This is a genomic window from Luteibacter sp. 9133 (assembly GCF_000800155.1).
In the GTDB taxonomy this organism is placed as follows: Bacteria; Pseudomonadota; Gammaproteobacteria; order Xanthomonadales; family Rhodanobacteraceae; genus Luteibacter; species Luteibacter mycovicinus.
Genome location: NZ_JUHO01000001.1, coordinates 1,659,973 through 1,677,651, shown reverse-complemented (window position 1 = coordinate 1,677,651; position 17,679 = coordinate 1,659,973). Strand labels below are relative to the sequence as shown.

Genomic DNA, 17,679 nt, shown 5'->3' with positions numbered 1-17,679 from the left:
TCCTCGTCAGTCGGCCACGAAGATGACCGTGGAAAGGGGTGGCAGGCTCAGCACCAGCGAACGATCGAAGCCATGCGATGGCACATCCTGCGTATGCCGCTCGCCTTCGTTGCCGACGCCGGAGCCGCCGTAGTCGGAAGCATCCGAGTTGAACGCTTCCTTCCAGCGGCCGCCGTCGGGCACGCCTAGGCGGAAGCCGTGACGCGGCGTGGGCGTCATGTTGCTGACGACCAGGGCCGGCCGTCCATTCTCCGCGAAGCGAAGCCAGGCAAAGATGCTCTGCGACGCATCGTCCCCGATCACCCAGCGGAAGCCGCGCGGATCGGTATCCCATGCGTGCAGGGCCGGCGTCGACGCATAGAGCTGGTTGAGGTCGCGCACGGTCTTCTGCACACCGAGGTGCAGCGGGTTGTCCAGCAACTCCCAGGCGATCTGCGCATCGTGGTTCCATTCGTGTGGCTGCGCGATTTCGCCACCCGTGAACAGCAGTTTCTTGCCCGGATGACCCCACATGAAACCGTAGTAGGCTCGCAGGTTGGCAAAACGCTGCCACTCGTCGCCTGGCATGCGTCCCAGCAACGACCGTTTGCCGTGCACGACTTCGTCGTGTGACAGCGGCAGCACGAACTTCTCGGAATAGGCATAGACCATGCTGAAGGTCATTTCGCCATGATGAAACTGGCGGTACAACGGATCGCGCGACATGTACTCGAGCGAATCGTGCATCCAGCCCATGTTCCACTTGAAGTCGAAGCCGAGGCCGCCCTGCTCCACCGGCTGGGTCACGCCCGGCCACGCGGTCGATTCCTCGGCGATGGTCATGCAGTCCGGATGCCGTTCCGCGACGAGCTGGTTCACCCGGCGCAGGAAGGCGATCGACTCGAGGTTTTCGCGGCCGCCGTACTGGTTCGGCACCCACTCGCCGTGCTTGCGCGAGTAGTCGCGATACAACATCGACGCCACGGCGTCCACACGCAGGCCGTCGACGTGGAAGCGCTCGAGCCAGGCCAGCGCGCTGGCGACCAGGAACGCGGATACCTCGTTCCGGCCGAGATTGAAGATCAGCGTGTTCCAGTCCTGATGGAAACCCTCGCGCGGATCGGCATGTTCGTAGAGCGGAGTGCCGTCGAAGTGCGCCAGACCGTGGATATCGGTGGGGAAATGCGCGGGTACCCAGTCGACGATGACGCCGACGCCCGCCTCGTGGCAGCGGTCGACGAAGCGCGCGAATGCCTCGGGCGTACCGAACCGCGACGTCGGGGCGAACTGGCCCAGTGGCTGATAACCCCAGGACCCGCCAAAGGGGTGCTCCGACACCGGCAGCAGTTCGATATGGCTGAAACCCATGCCCGCCACATACGGGATCAGGCGTTCGCCCAGTTCATCCCAGTGCAGCTCGCGCCCATCGGGACCGCGCAGCCACGATCCGGCATGCAGCTCATAAATCGACAGCGGGGAGCCCGCATGATGCAACGAACCACGGTGACGCATCCACTCGTCATCCGTCCAGCGGAACGCGGTCGGGTCGGCCACGATCGACGCCGTTGACGGCGGCAGCTCGGCCGCGAGGGCGACCGGATCGGCGCGCTGGGTCAGCGATCCGTCGGCACCCCAGATCTCGTACTTATAACGTGCGCCGGGCAGCAAGCCGGGCACGAAGAGTTCCCAGACACCCGCCGGTACGCGTTTGCGCATGGGCAGGCGACGACCGTCCCAGCTGTTGAAGTCGCCCACGACGCTGACCCGCTGCGCATTCGGCGCCCAGACGGCGAAGCGGACGCCGTTCACGCCGTCGACCGTGACCGGATGCGCGCCGAGGCAGAGAAACAGCTCCGTATGCGTTCCCGCGGACAGACGTTGCAGGTCGTCGTCGCTGAGGAGGTTCCCGAACCTGTAAGGATCGTGCATGTCGTGGGCGGCCGCAGGCCAATGAACACGCAAGCGGTAGTCGTCGTCGGACTCCGGGAAACCGGCGAACAAGCCGCCGTCGTGTACCCGCTTAAGCTCGCCCAGCGACCGGCCGGTCGCATCGATCAGTTCCACACCCTGTGCGCCCGGCTGCAGACTGCGCACGACCCGCCTCCCCTCGACACGATGCGGGCCGAGCAAAGCAAAGGGATCGCCGTGCCGTCCGTCGACAAGTGCGTCGACGGCAGCGGCATCGGTCAGGCCATAGGTACGAAGATCGGTCACGTCTCTTCCTTCAATTCTCGGGATGTCTCACCGCGCGAGGCGTGCAGCAGCCCGCGCACCGGCACATCGACCCAGCCGGGCCGGTTCGCCGCTTCATAGTTCACTTCGTACGCCGCCTTCTCGATGACGAACAGCTCCAGGATGGGTGCCAGCGTCTCGCCATCGACCCAGCGTACCGGTGCCGCGTCCAGGACGGCGCGATAGGCCGCCAGGAAGACGCGCGACGAACGCTCGCGGAATCGGGACAGGTAATCGCCGAAGCCTTCGTCCTCGATCGGAGCAAGTCCGTCTTCACCCCGGCGCGCCATGGCGGCCGCATAGTCGAGCGAACGCAGGAAACCGGCGACATCTCGCAACGGGGAGCCCTTCGCCCGGCGCTCGTCCAGCGAACGAGCGGGTTCGCCTTCGAAGTCGATGATGTACGCGTCGTCCTGGACCACAAGGATCTGGCCGAGGTGGAAGTCGCCATGCACCCGGGTTTTGAGGGCGGATACGCCCGCCTTCGCCAGCTTGACCACGCGCTCGTCCAGCGTGCCCACGAGACCTCTGAGGGCCTCGACGTCGGCCGCCACGGCCTCCGACAGATCGGCAAGATGATCGATCGACATCAGCGCACGGCCGATCTGGGCACGAATGCTGTCGCGCACGGCGTCGGCGTCGGCGGCGCTCGCTTTTTCCGGAGAGAACGCGGGAACGCCCGATGGCTGCGCAAGCAAGGCGTGCAACTGGCCAAGACGCGTGCCCACGGCAGTCGCGAACGCGTCGTACCCTGCCTCGATCTCCGCCTTACGCGCTTCTTCGTCGGAGTGACTGTATTCGTCGTAGCTGCGACGAAGGAAGTCGAGCGTCCACCGCCAGGCATCGCCCTGATTGCGCAGGAAGCCCTGCAACACGGCCAGCGTGGTGCGGTCGCCGTTTTCGCCGATGCGTACCACCTCACCGAGCAACGGCGAGGTGTTGGCGTAGCCGTGCTCGGTAAGGAAGCGACCCATCTCGACTTCCGGATTGACGCCGACAGAGGTGCGTCGGAACAACTTCACCACACCGGCGTCGTGCATGATCATCGAGCTGTTGGATTGCTCAGCGGTCAGCCACCGGCTTTCGATGGCCGGGTCGAAGGTGACGCCGGCGAACGCATCGGTCGTCTCGAAACGCACGACGCCATGGTTCACCGGCAACTCGGTTCCCTGACGCAGCCCGATCAGGAGGCCGGAGGCAAAGGCGTGCAGCGCGAATCCGTCGGTGAGCAAGCCGATGCGACGACCGCGACGCACGCGTGCCAACGCAAGTTGCTGGGCACGCGCTGTCGGGCTTTCGTCTTCCCAGACGATGCCGACGGGCAGGCTGTAGCGCTCGGTACCGCCGTCGGCAAGCGTCGCTTCGACCTCGGTGAAGACGAGATCGTCGCCATGGTCCGGCCACGGCACGGCATAGAGAATCTTCGAGCTCTCGATGCCACGATCCTTCGAGGCGAACCAGCGACGCACTCCGAGGTAGCCGGGCAGCACCTGCTTCTCGATCACGCCACGGTGATGCGCCATGACCGGCCCTTCGACCAGCGCGCCGCGTAGCACCAGCGTCTCGTAATCGGGCAGCGGTTCGGCGGGTACTTCGTGCCACTCCGGCATCTGCGCGTTGGGGCAGATCTGGAAGGCGTAGAAACCGTATGCCGGCAGCGTCAGCAGATAGGGGAGCTGACCGATCGGCGGAAATGACGAGCCGCCCATGATCTCGATGGGAACCTGCCCGTCGAACGCGGCCACGTCGAGCTCGACCGCCTGCAGCGAACGGGACATGTTGGCGACGCAGAGCAGGTGTTCACCCTCGAACTCGCGCAGATACGCCAGCACCTTGCGGTTACCCGGATAGAGAAACTTCAGCGTGCCGCGACCGAAGGCCTTGTAACGCTTTCGCACAGCCAGCATGCGGCGCGTCCAGTTGAGCAGCGAGTGCGGATCGCGCCCCTGCGCCTCGACGTTGATGGCCTGAAAGCCATAAAGAGGATCCATGATCGGCGGCAGCACCAGGCTGGCCGGATCGGCCCGCGAGAATCCGCCGTTGCGGTCGACGGACCACTGCATCGGCGTGCGTACGCCGTCACGATCACCCAGGTGGATGTTGTCGCCCATGCCGATCTCATCGCCGTAATACAGCACCGGCGTGCCCGGCATCGATAGCAGCAAGGCGTTCATCAGTTCGATACGACGACGGTCGCGCTCGAGCAAGGGGGCGAGACGCCGACGAATACCCAGGTTGATACGAGCACGACGGTCGGCCGCGTAGGTCTGCCACAGGTAATCGCGTTCGTTGTCGGTCACCATCTCGAGCGTGAGCTCGTCATGGTTACGCAGAAAGATAGCCCACTGACAATTCTCGGGGATTGCCGGCGTCTGACGCATGATGTCGGTGATCGGGAAACGGTCTTCGCGTGCGATCGCCATGTACATGCGCGGCATCAGCGGAAAATGGAACGCCATGTGGCATTCGTCGCCGTTGCCAAAGTAGTCCTGAGTATCCTCCGGCCACTGGTTCGCTTCCGCGAGCAGCATGCGATCCGGGTAATGCTGGTCGATCTCCGCACGCATCAGCTTGAGGATGTCGTGCGTTTCGGGAAGGTTCTCGTTGTTGGTGCCTTCGCGCTCGATCAGATAGGGCACGGCGTCCAGTCGCAGGCCGTCGACGCCAAGGTCGAGCCAGAAGCGCATGACTTCGAGCACCGCTTTGATCACCGCGGGGTTATCGAAGTTCAGATCCGGCTGATGAGAGAAGAAACGGTGCCAGAAGTACTGACCGGCCACCGGATCCCAGGTCCAGTTGGACTTTTCGGTGTCGAGAAAGATGATGCGGGTGCCGTCGTAGGCCTGGTCGGTATCGGACCAGACGTAGAAGTTGCGCGCTGCGGAACCTTTCTTCGCCTCTCTCGCCCGCTGAAACCACGGGTGCTGGTCGGAGGTGTGGTTGATGACCAGCTCGGTGATCACGCGCAGGCCGCGCTTGTGGGCCTCCGCGATGAACCGTTTCGCATCGGCGAGCTTGCCGTAGTCGGGATGCACCGACTTGTATTCGGCGATGTCGTAGCCGTCGTCGCGCCGCGGACTCGGATAGAACGGCAGCAGCCATAATGTGTTGACGCCCAGCTCGGCGATGTAGTCCAGCTTCTGGATCAGGCCTTCGAAATCGCCCACGCCGTCGTCATTGGCATCGAAGTACGACTTCAGATGGACCTGATAAATGATCGCATCCTTGTACCAGAGCGGATCGCTCGAAAAATCGGGAGCGATCGTCTGTTTCTTTCCCTTACCGCGTGTTGCCATGGATCAGACTCCAGGGAGACGGACGTGCCAGATCGCGTAGGGCTGGCCGAGGCCGAGCCATACGTTCTGACGGGCACCGCGCCAGGCGATGGGTTGGGTATGCAGAAGGTCGTGTACGTCGATCGCGGCGTCGTCGCTCAGGCCCCAGTCGCCGAGCGGCAGCGTGAGGTCCGCGGACTGGGCGTTGTGCGGGTCCATGCTTATCGCGACAAGCACGAGATCGTCACCGGAACGCTTCTCGAAGAAAAGGACCTGATCGTTGCTGGCCGGCAGGAAGCGCAGTCCGAGGTGCGACTGCAGCGCCGGGTGCGCGCGCCGGATGTGGTTGAGCTGGGTGATTTCCGCAACGATGTTACCGGGGGCGTTGAAATCGCGGATGCGGATTTCGTACTTCTCGGAATCGAGGTACTCCTCCTTGCCGGGCATCGGCGCGGACTCGCAGATCTCGAAGCCCGAATACATACCCCAGAGGCCGGACAGCGTCGTCGCCAGCGCGGCGCGGATCAGGAAACCCGGGCGCCCCGAGGTCTGCAGGAAGTACGGGTTGATGTCCGGTGTATTGACGAAGAAGTTGGGCCGAAAAAAGTCTTTCGGTGCCGTCGTCGTCAACTCGGTCAGGTAGTCGATGAACTCCTGCTTGGAATTGCGCCAGGTGAAATACGTGTACGACTGGCTGAAGCCGACCTTGGCCAGGCGATACATCGGCTTGGGTCGGGTGAATGCCTCCGAAAGGAACAGCGTATCCGGGTACTTTGCCCGCACGCGGGCGATCATCCATTCCCAGAACGGGAAAGGCTTGGTATGGGGGTTATCGACACGGAAGGTGCGCACGCCTTCCGCGGCCCAGAACAGGACGGAGTCGCACAACGCCTGCCAGAGCGAGGGGATCGCGCCGTCGGCATAGAAATCGACATTGACGATGTCCTGGTATTTCTTGGGCGGGTTCTCGGCGTATTTGATGCTGCCGTCCGGACGCCAGTCGAACCACTCCGGATGTTCCTTCAGCCAGGGGTGGTCCTGCGAGCACTGGATGGCGAAGTCCAGTGCCAGCTCGAGCCCGTGTTCGTGCGCGGCGTCACGCAGCGCGCGGAAGTCCCCGAGGGTGCCCAGTTGCGGATGGATGGCGTTATGGCCGCCGTCCGGGGAGCCGATCGCATACGGACTGCCCGGGTCATCGGGACCGGGCGTCAGCGTGTTGTTGGGACCTTTGCGGAACGCGGTGCCGATCGGATGGATCGGCGGGAAGTAGAGCACGTCGAAACCCATGTCGCGGATCGCCGGCAGGCGCGCGATGGTGTTGCGAAAGGTGCCGTGCCTGGCTTTGTCATCGGTCATCGAACGCGGGAACAGTTCGTACCAGCTGGCGAAGACCGCTTCGCGGCGATCCACCTCGAGCAGATACGTGTCGGTGACGCTGGAGCGGTTCCGGGGATCGGTCGCCGCCATGAGCGCCACCGTCGTCTCATCGAGCAGCAGCTCGAGTCGCTGTGCGTCATCGGCCTTGCCGAGTGCCGCCGCCAGGTTACGCAAGGCCTTCGCCCTGGGACCAGCGGCATCTTTGGCCCGGGCTTCGACGAGCAGGCGTCCCTCTTCCAGTTCCAGTGCGAGGGAGACACCGGCAGCGTGCTTCACTTCGATCTCGTGGTGATAGCTGGCGAAGCGGTCATGCCAGGCTTCGACCTGGAACTCATAGCGGCCGACACGCGTCGGTACGAAGCTCGCCGAATGAATGTCGTTGTCCACCGGTTCCATGACGACTTCGCGCCATGTCCGCTCGTCCTGTGCGCGGTAACGCAGGCGTGCGGCCAGCACCTCGTGGCCGTCCATGAAGATGTCCGCCGTCACCTCCACCGATTGACCGACGACGCGTTTGGCCGGAAAGCGGCCCGCGTCCACCGTTGGCTGCACGGCTTCGATCATGACGCGAGGCGCACGCGAGGCCGCCTGTAGAAATTCCTTCTGCACACTCGCTCCCATCTTTCGTTTAGCTGGCGTGGACGGCACACCGGTGAGGGTCAGAACGGCGCCGGGTGCCAGAAGCATCCCGTCGCCCTGGTCGAACACCTTGCGTCCGTCCGGCGTGACCCAGGGAGCGAAGTGCGCGGCCGCGCCCGCCAGCGCCTGCGCGGCACCGACCGGTGCGTCACGGTCCAGCGACGCGTTGACCAGGGTCAGGGTGGCACTGGAGGCCTTTCGCGCGTCGGGTCCATCGACCGTCAGGAACACGGCGACATCGCGGCCCGTCGTGATGAGGGGGGCCGCCGGCACATCGTCACCCACGGCCGCGTTGGCGGCACGGACCGTCGCCGTCAGGTCGAGGGCGGCATTTGTAGAGAGCGCGGCGGGCGTGACCGCAAGGCCACGTCGCGGATCCAGCGCATCGTGCTGGGCAAACTCGAAACCGACCGGCATCATCCAGCCCCCGGGCGATGTCGCCGCGAACGCGATCGCCCGCTCATAGGCGTGCTCGAGCTGGTTCTCCTCGCCCAGTTCATCGCCGAGCCGCTTCGCGAAGGGCTCCTCCACGCAAGCCAGCGCCGGCGCGACGGTGGCGAGACGCGCGGCTTCTTCAGCGAACCACGGCGCACGAAAGTCCCACCAGTTGGCCGACGAAACGACCGCGTCAAATCCGGCACCTTTCAGGTTGGCGAGATCGTCAGCGGAAAGCCCGGGCGTCCAGGCGAGGAACGCGGCCTGCGACGCATCGGCGTGCGTGTTGCGCACCGCATCGATCAGGCTCTTCCAGCGCGACGCGCGCAGCCGCTGCGGGTGCACGACGCGAAAGCCTTCGACGCCCGCGGCGGTCCAGCGATGCAGGCGATCGACCCACCATTGCGTGGCCGCTTCGGCAACCTCGGGGTCGTTGAGGCGCCAGCGGACGCTGTCGCTCTCCGCGGGGGTCCAGCGTGGATCTGGCGTGCCGTGCTGCGCGGCAACCGCGCGAAACCATTCCGGATGCTCCTGGCGAACCGGCGCATCCGAGGCCACCTCGTCCAGAGAAAGGTCGAGCCACAGCTCCATGCGATGATTGCGGCAGGCCTTCGCGATTTGCGCAAGCCGGGTGACCGCATCGCCGTCGTCCGCCACCGCGCCGTTCAGCCGGTCGAAGTCGCGTGTAACGAAAACGTCACCTGTGACTGAGGCATCGAACGGGGGTGCCACCAGCAGCTGCCGGAATCCCAGCGATGCCGCGTGTTCGATCCACGCATTCCAGGCGGTCATCGGCCCGGCGAGCAGCGGATGCAGATAGTAGATTCTGAAAGGCGCTCGCGTGCTTTCCGACATGTGAATCGCATTCCTCTGGGGGAAGGACACAAGCATGCCGGGCAGGATGTATGCATCGTGCCAATACCCGGACACGCGAAGGCTTCACAGTGACGCAGAGGGGTGTTGCGGCAGCGTGAATATGGTGCCGTTAATTCACACGTTTCGAGCGGCAAGCATCGCCGCCGCGATAGCCTGTTCGTCGTCACCGGTGCGCTCGGCAAGCAGCGTCGCGGCTCCTGTGCGATCGGCGTCCGTACGATTCTGGCCCAGCTTCCACTTGCCCTCGATGCGGTCGATGGCGATGCGGATACCGACGATGCCGCGGTACATGGCGGCCAGATACTCGGCCGGGGCATCGCCCACCTGCCACGGCAGGGGCTGCGCAGCATCCTTTTCGGACTGGGCGGTCAGACGGTCCAGCAAGGCACGGAGCAAGGTCGGCTCCGTGAACGTCTCCGGGTGCCCATAGACGTGCACCGCGATGTAGTTCCAGGTCGGGACTTCGCGGTGGTGTTCAGCCTTGCCGGGATACCCGTTGGGTGAGATGTAGGCGTGCGGACCCGCGAAGATCGACAGCGCCTCCCCGACGTGACGTGTCACATGGTCGTTGCCGCGCGCCACATGGCAGTAGAGCGTGCCGTAGGGCCCCTCGTCCGGCGCCAGCACGAAAGGAACGTGACTCGCTTCGATGCCGCCCTCACCGGCCGTCACCAACGTGCCGAACGGATGGCGCCGGATCGCCTCGTGCAGGACGGGCAGACGATCTTCGGCGAAGGCTCGGGGCGTGTACACGTTACTGGCCGAACTTGATCTCTTCGCCTTCGTGCCCGCGGTCCCAGCCACGCAGCTCGTCGCGGATGTGTGCGATGCGCTGGCGGCCGAGCGCGTTGCGCTCCTCGTCAAGGACCAGGCCGTCGAGCAACTCGCCCAGGCGCTGCGCGGTGGGCAGCATTGCGTCCCAGGCGTCCAGCGCGGGCACGGGACCCGGCAGCGCCATGAAGAACGACAGACCCGAGGTCTGCAACGTGGCGATGCGCGCCATGTCGAAGTTGCCGGGCTTGGTCAGGTTGGCGACGCTGAAAATCGGGCCCTGTTCCGGATGGCCGTCGACGAGCCGGTGGTAAATCCCCATGTCGCCGAACTCCAGGCCGGCCTTTTCAGCGGCCACGACGAGATCGGAACCGTTGAACCGGGTGCCTTCGCGGGCGACGACGTACAGACTGACGATACGCTCGACCGGCGCGTGCGGCGGGCGGCGGCCGAGATCCGAGCGCGGAGGGGTCTTCGCCACCGGTGCCGGAGCCGGCGCGGGGGGGCGCACCGGCACCGGCGCGGGGGCCGGGACAGGCGCCGGCGCAGACGCGGCCATGCGCGGCTCGTCGTCGAGATTGAACGGCAGGTCCAGATCGAAACGTGGCTCGGTGCGCTGGGCGGGACGCGCCACGGGCGCGGACGCCGCCGGGGCCGGTGCCGCCGGCGCCACGGGCGCGGCGGACGCCGTCCGCTCACCGGCCAGCGATGCGCCGAGGCGCTCCAGCTCCGCCCTCAGGTCCACATCGAGCTCGGCCTGTTTCGGCCGCGGATTGAACAGCGGGTCGTTGGCGTCGTCCTCGCGCAGCTCGTCGCGGGCACTGAAGGACACGTTGTCCCGCTCGTCGTATGCCTCGCGCGCATCGACGCCACCGTCCTCGTCGCTGAAGACCGGTTCGCGGCGCTCGCGGCCACGCTCGGGCTGCTCCGGCACCGGCTTGCGGCGACCCTGCTCCTTGCGCGGCTGACCGAACAGCCAGAGCAGCACCATCACGACGATGCCGACGAAGAGCATCGGGATGCCCACTGCGGGATTCCAGGCGAGGCCGATGGCGGGATTCATGGTTCGATTTCCTTCAAGAACGGTACTTAGGCGGCGCCGACGAGCTTGGACGCTTCGGCCAGATCGACCTGGACGAGGCGCGACACGCCCGGCTCACGCATGGTAACGCCGCAGAGCTGATGGGCGGCCTCCATCGTGGCCTTGTTATGGCTGACGAAGATGAACTGCACCTTCTCACTCATCTCGCGGACCATGGCCGAGAAACGGCCCACGTTGGCTTCGTCCAGCGGTGCGTCCACCTCGTCGAGCAGGCAGAACGGCGCCGGGTTGAGGCCAAATATCGCGAAGACGAGTGAGACTGCCGTGAGCGCCTTCTCACCGCCGGACAGCAGCGTGATGTTGGAGACGCGCTTGCCGGGTGGCCGGGCCATGATCGACACACCGGTGTCGAGGAGGTCTTCGCCGGTGAGCTCGAGGTAGGCGTGGCCGCCGCCGAACAGCCGTGGGAACAACTCCTGCACACCCGCATTGACGCGGTCGAAGGTCTCCTTGAAGCGCTGGCGGGTCTCGCGATCGATTTTCTTGATCGCGCCCTCGAGGGTCTCCATCGCGCTGGTCAGGTCGAGCAGCTGCGCATCGAGGTATTCCTTGCGCTGCGACTGCTCGGCGTGCTCCTGGATCGCGGCCAGGTTGACCGGCTCCAGACGGGCGATCTTGCCGGAAAGATCGACCAGCTGCTGCTGCCAGCGCTCCGGCTCGGCGTCTTCGGGCAGTTCGGTGAGCAATGCTTCGAGTTCGAGACCCGACGCCACGATGGCCTGAGCCAGCTGTTCGGCACGCAGCTGCAAGGCCTGCGCGGCGAGACGCTTTTCGGACACGTTTTCACGCACCTGATTGAGCACGTGCTCGACGCGCTGACGCTCCTGCTCGAGCCGGCGGAACTCGGCGTCGCAGTCTTCGAGCGCACGACGTGCGTCGACCAGCTGCTTGTCGACCAGCAGACGCTGGTCGAGGTAGGTCTGCCGCTCGGCTTCGAGTTCCGCAATGGGATCGGAACCGGCAGCCAGCTGTTGATCGATCTCATCGCGGCGAGCGGTCACCTGGCGCAGCTGGGTATCCAGACGCGCAAGAGCCTGTTCGAGCGACCCCAGCGCCGAGCGCTTGGACTCCATGCTCAGTGCGAGCTGGTGCGACTGGTCAGCCGCTTCGCGCGCATTGATACGGGCTTCTTCGCGCGCTTCGAGCAACTCGCGACGCTCGTTTTCGAGACCACGGCGCTCGTCCTCGCGATCGCCCATGTGGCCGACGGCCTCATCGAGGCGCGCGCGGGCATCACGGGTCTGGCCCTGCAGTTCGTCGAGCTGATCGACGATGACGGAGATTTCGCCGCCGACCTTCTCGGCTCGGGCGCGCGCCGTCTCCATCTTGCCGCGATGGCTCTGCAACTGACCGGCGAGCTCGGACAGACGGCGATGCGCGGCGTAGAGATCGCGCTGGGCGTCGTCACGCTGACGCTCGGTCTCGAACTTGCTGGTACGCAGGGCTTCCAGCTGTTCGGTACGTTCTTCGAGAGTGGCTTCGAGGGTTTCGATCTGCCCGGCGAGCTGGCGGATCTCGCGTTCGCGGGCGAGCACGCCGACCTGATTGCCCTGCGCCCGCAGCACGCGGGCCCAGCCCGGCCCCATCCATGCGCCATCGCGCGTGATGACGGACTGGTGCGGCTGCAGTGAAGCGAGCCGTGCGGCGGCGGCTTCCACCGACTCCGCGACAAAGACATTGCTCAGCAGCGCGACGGCGGCCACCGGCCCACGCACGTGCTCGGCGAGGGTACCGGGGGCGCCGGGGCCGCCCTGCTCCCTCGCGAACAGCGCGACATCGGCCTGCCCGAGCGCTTCGAATTCGGGCAGCAAGGCCTCCATCGAATCGACCAGCACCCCGTCGAGGACGCCGGCGAGCACGGTTTCCACCGGCGACTCGAAGCCGGTGTCGACCTGCAGCGATTCGCCCAGGCGACGCGAGCGGTCGAGGCCAAGGCGCGACAGCCAGCCACTGGCCGCGGTTTCTTCCTGGCCCAGCGCGGCACTCTGCAGGGCTTCGAGCGAGGCCTGGCGGCCGCGCGCGGTCTGCAACTGCTGACGCCCGTCGTTCAGTGCGGTCTGCACCTGGCGCTCTTCGTCGAGCACGCGCTCGTACGCGACCTTGTGCTGGTCGAGCACGCCGCCCAGCTGCTCCACCTTCTCGCGCTGGGTATCGTGTTCGACATCGAGTTGTTCGGAGGCGGCGTCGAGCGCGGCGATGTCGGTCGCCTTCTGTTCGGCATCCAACGCCTCTTTGCGACGCGACAGGTCGACCGTCTGTCGGTCGAGATAGGCCAGCTTTGTCCGCTCGACCTCGGCCGCGCGGCTGGACTCCGACGCACCCCGCGTATGGGTATCCCAGCGCTGCTGCCAGTCGGCCAGCTTCGACTCGGTGGCACGAACCACGTCGCCCGTCTCGTCCTGGATCTGCTGCAGGGCTTCGAGCCTGGGCTCGCCCTCGGCCAGTGCCATGCGCAGGGTCTCCACCTGCTCGCGGTCGGCGCCGATGTGGCCCTGCAGTTCTTCGAATTCGCGCTCGGCTTCGCCACGCGCGCGCGTCAGTCGCTCGCTGAGGTCGCGGCTATGCCGCACCTGCTGCTCGACACGGGCGATCTCGGAGCCGACCTTGTAAACCTCGGCCTGAACCTGATTGAGGTGCTCGCTGGCGCCCTGGTGGCGCTCGCGCACGCTTTCCATCTGCGCCTCGACCTGACGCTGGCCGGCGAGGTGTTTCTCGATCTCGAGTTCCGCCTCGCGCAGACCGGAGCCTTCGCCTTCGTGGCGGCGATGCAGCGTGCGGTACTCCAGCGCGCGGAGCTCGGCTTCGCGGCGGGTGTGCTCTTCCTTGAAGGCCTTCCAGCGCTCGGCGGCGCGGGCCTGGCGATTCAGGTGGTCCAGCTGTTTGTCGACCTCGTCGCGCACGTCACGCACGCGGTCGAGGTTCTCGCGGGTGGCCTTGATGCGGCTCTCGGTTTCCTTGCGGCGCTCCTTGTACTTGGAGATGCCGGCGGCTTCTTCGAGATGGGTGCGCAGTTCTTCCGGCGCCGCCTCGATGATCTGGCTGATCATGCCCTGCTCGATGATCGAGTAGGAACGCGGGCCCAGGCCGGTCCCGAGGAACAGGTCGGTGATGTCACGGCGACGGCAACGCGCGCCGTTGAGGTGATACGAGGACTGGCCGTCACGACTGACGATGCGCTTGACCGAGATCTCGGCGAAGCTGGCGTACTCGCCCTGGATGGTGCCGTCGCTGTTGTCGAAGATCAGTTCGACCGTGGCCTGGCCCACCGGCTTGCGCGCGCTGGAGCCGGAGAAGATGACGTCAGTGAGGGAGTCGCCGCGAAGACGGCTGGCCGCGGATTCACCCATGACCCAACGGATGGCGTCGATGATGTTCGACTTGCCGCAGCCGTTCGGACCGACGACGCCGGTCATATTGGTGGGCAGGTGCAGCGTGGTGGGGTCGACGAACGACTTGAATCCCGCCAGCTTGATCGTGGTCAGACGCATGTTTTCTTTATTCCCCGGGGGCCTTGGCCTCGATCGCCAGCGCGTGGATGCCGTCCGGCATCATCTCGGCCAGCGCAGCATAGACCATGCGATGCCGCTGGATCGGGTTCTTGCCGGCAAAGGCCGGACTGACGATACGGGCGAAGAAATGCCCCCTGCCCTCGCCCGAATGCCCGGCGTGCTTGTGGCCCTCGTCGATCACGTCCAGCTCGACCGGGGCCAGGGCCCCGGTCAGCAGGACCCGGATGCGCTCGACTTTCTCGGCCGTCACGGCAGCACGGCGCGGAACGGGCGGACCGTCACGTCGCGATACACGCCGGCTTCGACATAAGGATCCGCGCCAGCCCAGGCTTCGGCGGCCGCCAGGTCGCTGAACTCGGCCACGATCATGCTGCCGGTGAATCCAGCCTCACCCGGGTCGTTCGAATCGATGGCCGGGAACGGGCCGGCCAGCTTCAGGCGGCCCTCGTCTTTCAGGGCGTTGAGGCGCGCCAGATGCGCCGGGCGCGCGGCAAGGCGCTTTTCCAGCGAATTCGGGTGATCCAGTGCGACGATGGCGTAGAACATCGATGTCTCCGGTAGCGAGGCCGGTCAGGCCTCGGGGCGCATGGTCGGGAACAGCAGCACGTCGCGGATGGACGACGAACCGGTCAGCAGCATGACGAGGCGGTCCATGCCGACGCCGAGTCCACCGGTCGGCGGCAGGCCCACTTCGAGCGCACGGATGTAATCGGCGTCGTAGTGCATGGCTTCGTCGTCGCCAGCATCCTTGGCGTCCACCTGGGCCTGGAAACGCGCGGCCTGGTCTTCGGAATCGTTGAGCTCCGAGAAGCCGTTGGCGATTTCCTTGCCGTTGATGAACAGCTCGAAGCGGTCGGTGATGCCCTTGTCGGTATCGCTCTCGCGCGCCAGCGGCGAGACTTCCACCGGGTGATCGGTGATGAAGGTCGGCTGGATCAGCGTGTGCTCCACCGTCGCCTCGAAGATCTCCAGCAGCAGCTTGCCCCAGCCGTACGACGGCTTGACCTGGATCTTCAGCCGCGCGGCGTGCGCGGCCATGACGTCACGGTTGCGCAGGTCGGCCGGCTTGATCTCGGGATTGAGTTCGAGCACGGCGTCTTCCATGCGCCAGCGACGGAACGCCGGAGCCAGGTCGACGGTCGCGCCGTCCCACTCGATGGACGTCTGGCCGATGACCGCCTCGGCCGAGGAGCGAATCATGCCCTCGGTGATGTCCATGATCTCGTGGTAGGTAGCGTACGCCTGGTACAGCTCGAGCATGGTGAACTCGGGATTGTGTCGCGTGGACACGCCCTCGTTACGGAAGTTGCGATTGATTTCGTAGACGCGATCGAAGCCGCCCACGACCAGGCGCTTGAGATACAACTCCGGCGCCACGCGCAGGAACAGCGGGATATCGAGCGCATTGTGATGCGTGGTGAACGGACGCGCGGTGGCGCCGCCCGGGATCACGTGCATCATCGGCGTTTCCACTTCCATGAAGCGGCGCGGTTCGGCTTCGAGCCAGCGACGGACGTGGCTGATGATCTTCGAACGGAGCGCGAAGGTACGGCGCGACTCCTCGGTGACGATCAGGTCGACGTAGCGCTGGCGGTAGCGTTGCTCGACGTCGGCCAGGCCGTGGTGCTTGTCCGGCAGGCCGCGCAGCGACTTGGTAAGCAGACGGATGGCGTCGACCTTGATCGACAGCTCGCCGGTCTTCGTGCGCATCAACAGGCCTTCGGCACCGACGATATCGCCGAGGTCCCAGCGCCTGAAGGCGTCGTAGGACGCTTCGCCCAGCGTGCCCTGGTGAACGAACAGCTGGATGCGGCCGGTGCCGTCCTGCATCTGCACGAAGCTGACCTTGCCCTGCCCGCGCATCAGGATGATGCGGCCGGCCACGGTCACGCGACGCGGCGCACCCTCGATGGCCTCGGCCGTCCAGGTGTCCTTGTCCGCGAACTCGTCCTGCAGGTCGCCCGCGAAACTGTCGACCTTGAAGTCGTTGGGATAGGCGATGCCCTGCGCGCGCAGCGCTTTCAGTTTCTCGCGACGCTCGGCGATGAGGCGGTTCTCGTCGGCGGCGGTGGCGGGCGTGGCATCGCGGGTATCGTCAGTCATGGAAAGGGCAACATGTTTGATGGATGAAAGTAGGAGCGCGCCCTGTGCGCGATGCTCTCCAATCGCGCGCAGGGTGCGCTCCTACCGCTGTCACGCGTCGACGCGCTTGGAACCGGCTTCGAGGCCGGACTTCAGGCTGGCCTCGACGAATTCGTCGAGATCGCCGTCGAGCACTTTCTGCGTATCGGAGCGTTCGAGGCCCGTGCGCAGATCCTTGATGCGGGACTGGTCGAGCACGTAGTTGCGGATCTGGCTGCCCCAGCCGATGTCCGACTTGGTCGCCTCGAGGGCGTCCTTCTCGGCATTGCGCTTCTGGACTTCCAGCTCGTACAGCTTCGCTTTCAGCATCTTCATCGCGCGGTCGCGGTTGGCATGCTGGCTGCGCTCGGTCTGGCAGGCCACGACCGTGTTGGTGGGCACGTGGGTGATACGCACCGCCGATTCGGTCTTGTTGACGTGCTGACCGCCGGCGCCGGACGAACGGTAGACGTCCGTACGCAGGTCGGCCGGATTGATGTCGATCTCGATGTTGTCGTCGACTTCCGGCGAAACGAACACCGAGGTAAAGCTGGTGTGCCGGCGGTTGTCGGAGTCGAACGGGCTCTTGCGGACCAGGCGGTGCACGCCGATCTCGGTCTTGAGCCAGCCGTAGGCGTAGTCGCCTTCGACGCGGAACGTGGCGGACTTGATGCCCGCGACTTCGCCCGCGCTGACTTCCATCATTTCCGTCTTCCAGCCGCGCGACTCCGCCCAGCGCAGATACATGCGCAGGAGGATTTCCGCCCAGTCCTGAGCCTCGGTACCGCCGGCACCTGCCTGGACGTCGACGAAGGCCGCCGCCGAGTCGAGCTCGCCGGAGAACATGCGCTGGAATTCGAGCTTGCCGACGCGGGCGTCGACCTTTTTCAGGTCGTCGACGATGGACTGAACGGTGGCGTCGTCGCCATCGGCGGCCGCCATCTCGAGCAGTTCACCGGAGTCGTCGAGCGTGCCGGACATCTCGTCGATGCCGGTGACGATGCCGTCGAGCTGGGCGCGTTCGCGGCCGAGCTCCTGAGCGCGCTTGGGGTCATCCCATACGGTGGGACTCTCCAGCTCGCGATTGACTTCTTCTAGGCGTTCTTTCTTGACGGCGTAGTCAAAGATACCCCCTAAGCGACTCGACGCGGCCCTTGAGGTCCGCAATCTGCGCAAGGATCGGATTGGTCTCGATCATGGTGTGTCTGGCCTGATGACGCGGCGCGGAAGGCGCCGACTAAAGCGGCCGATCTTAACAAATCCTGGGGTGGGCCGCATGGCGGGCGCAGGCCGCTCCTGTAGGAGCCCGCCCTGCGGGCGATGGGACTGCGGCAAGACCCCATCGCCCGCAGGGCGGGCTCCT

The 17,679-nt window shown here is 65.6% G+C and carries 10 protein-coding genes; all 10 read right to left on the bottom strand.

Features of this window, described 5'->3' with window-relative positions:
* Nucleotides 1-6 precede the first annotated feature (6 nt).
* Nucleotides 7-2,193, bottom strand: a complete 2,187-nt coding sequence (gene glgB, locus FA87_RS07230; RefSeq protein ID WP_043693438.1) for a 1,4-alpha-glucan branching protein GlgB — start codon at nt 2,191-2,193, stop codon at nt 7-9.
* Nucleotides 2,190-5,507 carry a maltose alpha-D-glucosyltransferase gene (treS, locus tag FA87_RS07225; RefSeq protein WP_043693435.1) on the bottom strand — a complete coding sequence of 1,106 codons (3,318 nt, stop codon included), beginning with the start codon at nt 5,505-5,507 and terminating at the stop codon, nt 2,190-2,192. The genes glgB and treS overlap by 4 nt, the downstream gene beginning before the upstream one ends.
* 3 nt (nt 5,508-5,510) lie before the next feature.
* A complete protein-coding gene (locus FA87_RS07220) occupies nt 5,511-8,792 on the bottom strand; it encodes a maltotransferase domain-containing protein (RefSeq protein ID WP_043693432.1) in 3,282 nt (1,093 codons plus the stop codon).
* A gap of 135 nt (nt 8,793-8,927) precedes the next feature.
* Nucleotides 8,928-9,566, bottom strand: a complete 639-nt coding sequence (locus FA87_RS07215; RefSeq protein ID WP_043693430.1) for an FMN-binding negative transcriptional regulator — start codon at nt 9,564-9,566, stop codon at nt 8,928-8,930.
* A 1-nt stretch (nt 9,567) separates the two neighbouring features.
* Nucleotides 9,568-10,647, bottom strand: coding sequence for a cell division protein ZipA (gene zipA / locus FA87_RS07210; protein WP_043693427.1), 1,080 nt, complete (start codon nt 10,645-10,647; stop codon nt 9,568-9,570).
* A 26-nt stretch (nt 10,648-10,673) separates the two neighbouring features.
* Nucleotides 10,674-14,174, bottom strand: coding sequence for a chromosome segregation protein SMC (gene smc, locus FA87_RS07205; RefSeq protein WP_043693424.1), 3,501 nt, complete (start codon nt 14,172-14,174; stop codon nt 10,674-10,676).
* Between the two features lie 7 nt (nt 14,175-14,181).
* A complete protein-coding gene (locus FA87_RS07200; protein ID WP_036114001.1) occupies nt 14,182-14,445 on the bottom strand; it encodes a BolA family protein in 264 nt (87 codons plus the stop codon).
* The gene (locus FA87_RS07195) at nt 14,442-14,741 is read right to left on the bottom strand and encodes a YciI family protein (protein ID WP_036114004.1); all 300 of its coding nucleotides are present in this window, start codon (nt 14,739-14,741) and stop codon (nt 14,442-14,444) included. Before FA87_RS07195 ends, FA87_RS07200 begins: the two co-directional genes overlap by 4 nt.
* Before the next feature lie 24 nt (nt 14,742-14,765).
* Nucleotides 14,766-16,298, bottom strand: coding sequence for a lysine--tRNA ligase (gene lysS / locus FA87_RS07190; RefSeq protein WP_036114006.1), 1,533 nt, complete (start codon nt 16,296-16,298; stop codon nt 14,766-14,768).
* 90 nt (nt 16,299-16,388) lie between these two features.
* Nucleotides 16,389-17,514, bottom strand: a protein-coding gene (gene prfB / locus FA87_RS07185) for a peptide chain release factor 2 (protein ID WP_139382718.1) whose coding sequence is annotated in 2 segments (ribosomal slippage) — nt 16,389-17,438 and nt 17,440-17,514 — 1,125 coding nt in all. Because the reading frame shifts where the segments join, the coding sequence is not laid out codon by codon here.
* Nucleotides 17,515-17,679 lie beyond the last annotated feature (165 nt).

Excerpts from the sequence above, each read along its gene's own strand:
- FA87_RS07195 (WP_036114004.1), bottom strand. The coding sequence starts at position 14,741 with ATGTTCTACGCCATCGTCGCACTGGATCACCCGAATTCGCTGGAAAAG.
- treS (WP_043693435.1), bottom strand. The coding sequence starts at position 5,507 with ATGGCAACACGCGGTAAGGGAAAGAAACAGACGATCGCTCCCGATTTT.
- smc (WP_043693424.1), bottom strand. The coding sequence starts at position 14,174 with ATGCGTCTGACCACGATCAAGCTGGCGGGATTCAAGTCGTTCGTCGAC.
- zipA (WP_043693427.1), bottom strand. The coding sequence starts at position 10,647 with ATGAATCCCGCCATCGGCCTCGCCTGGAATCCCGCAGTGGGCATCCCG.
- FA87_RS07220 (WP_043693432.1), bottom strand. The coding sequence starts at position 8,792 with ATGTCGGAAAGCACGCGAGCGCCTTTCAGAATCTACTATCTGCATCCG.
- lysS (WP_036114006.1), bottom strand. The coding sequence starts at position 16,298 with ATGACTGACGATACCCGCGATGCCACGCCCGCCACCGCCGCCGACGAG.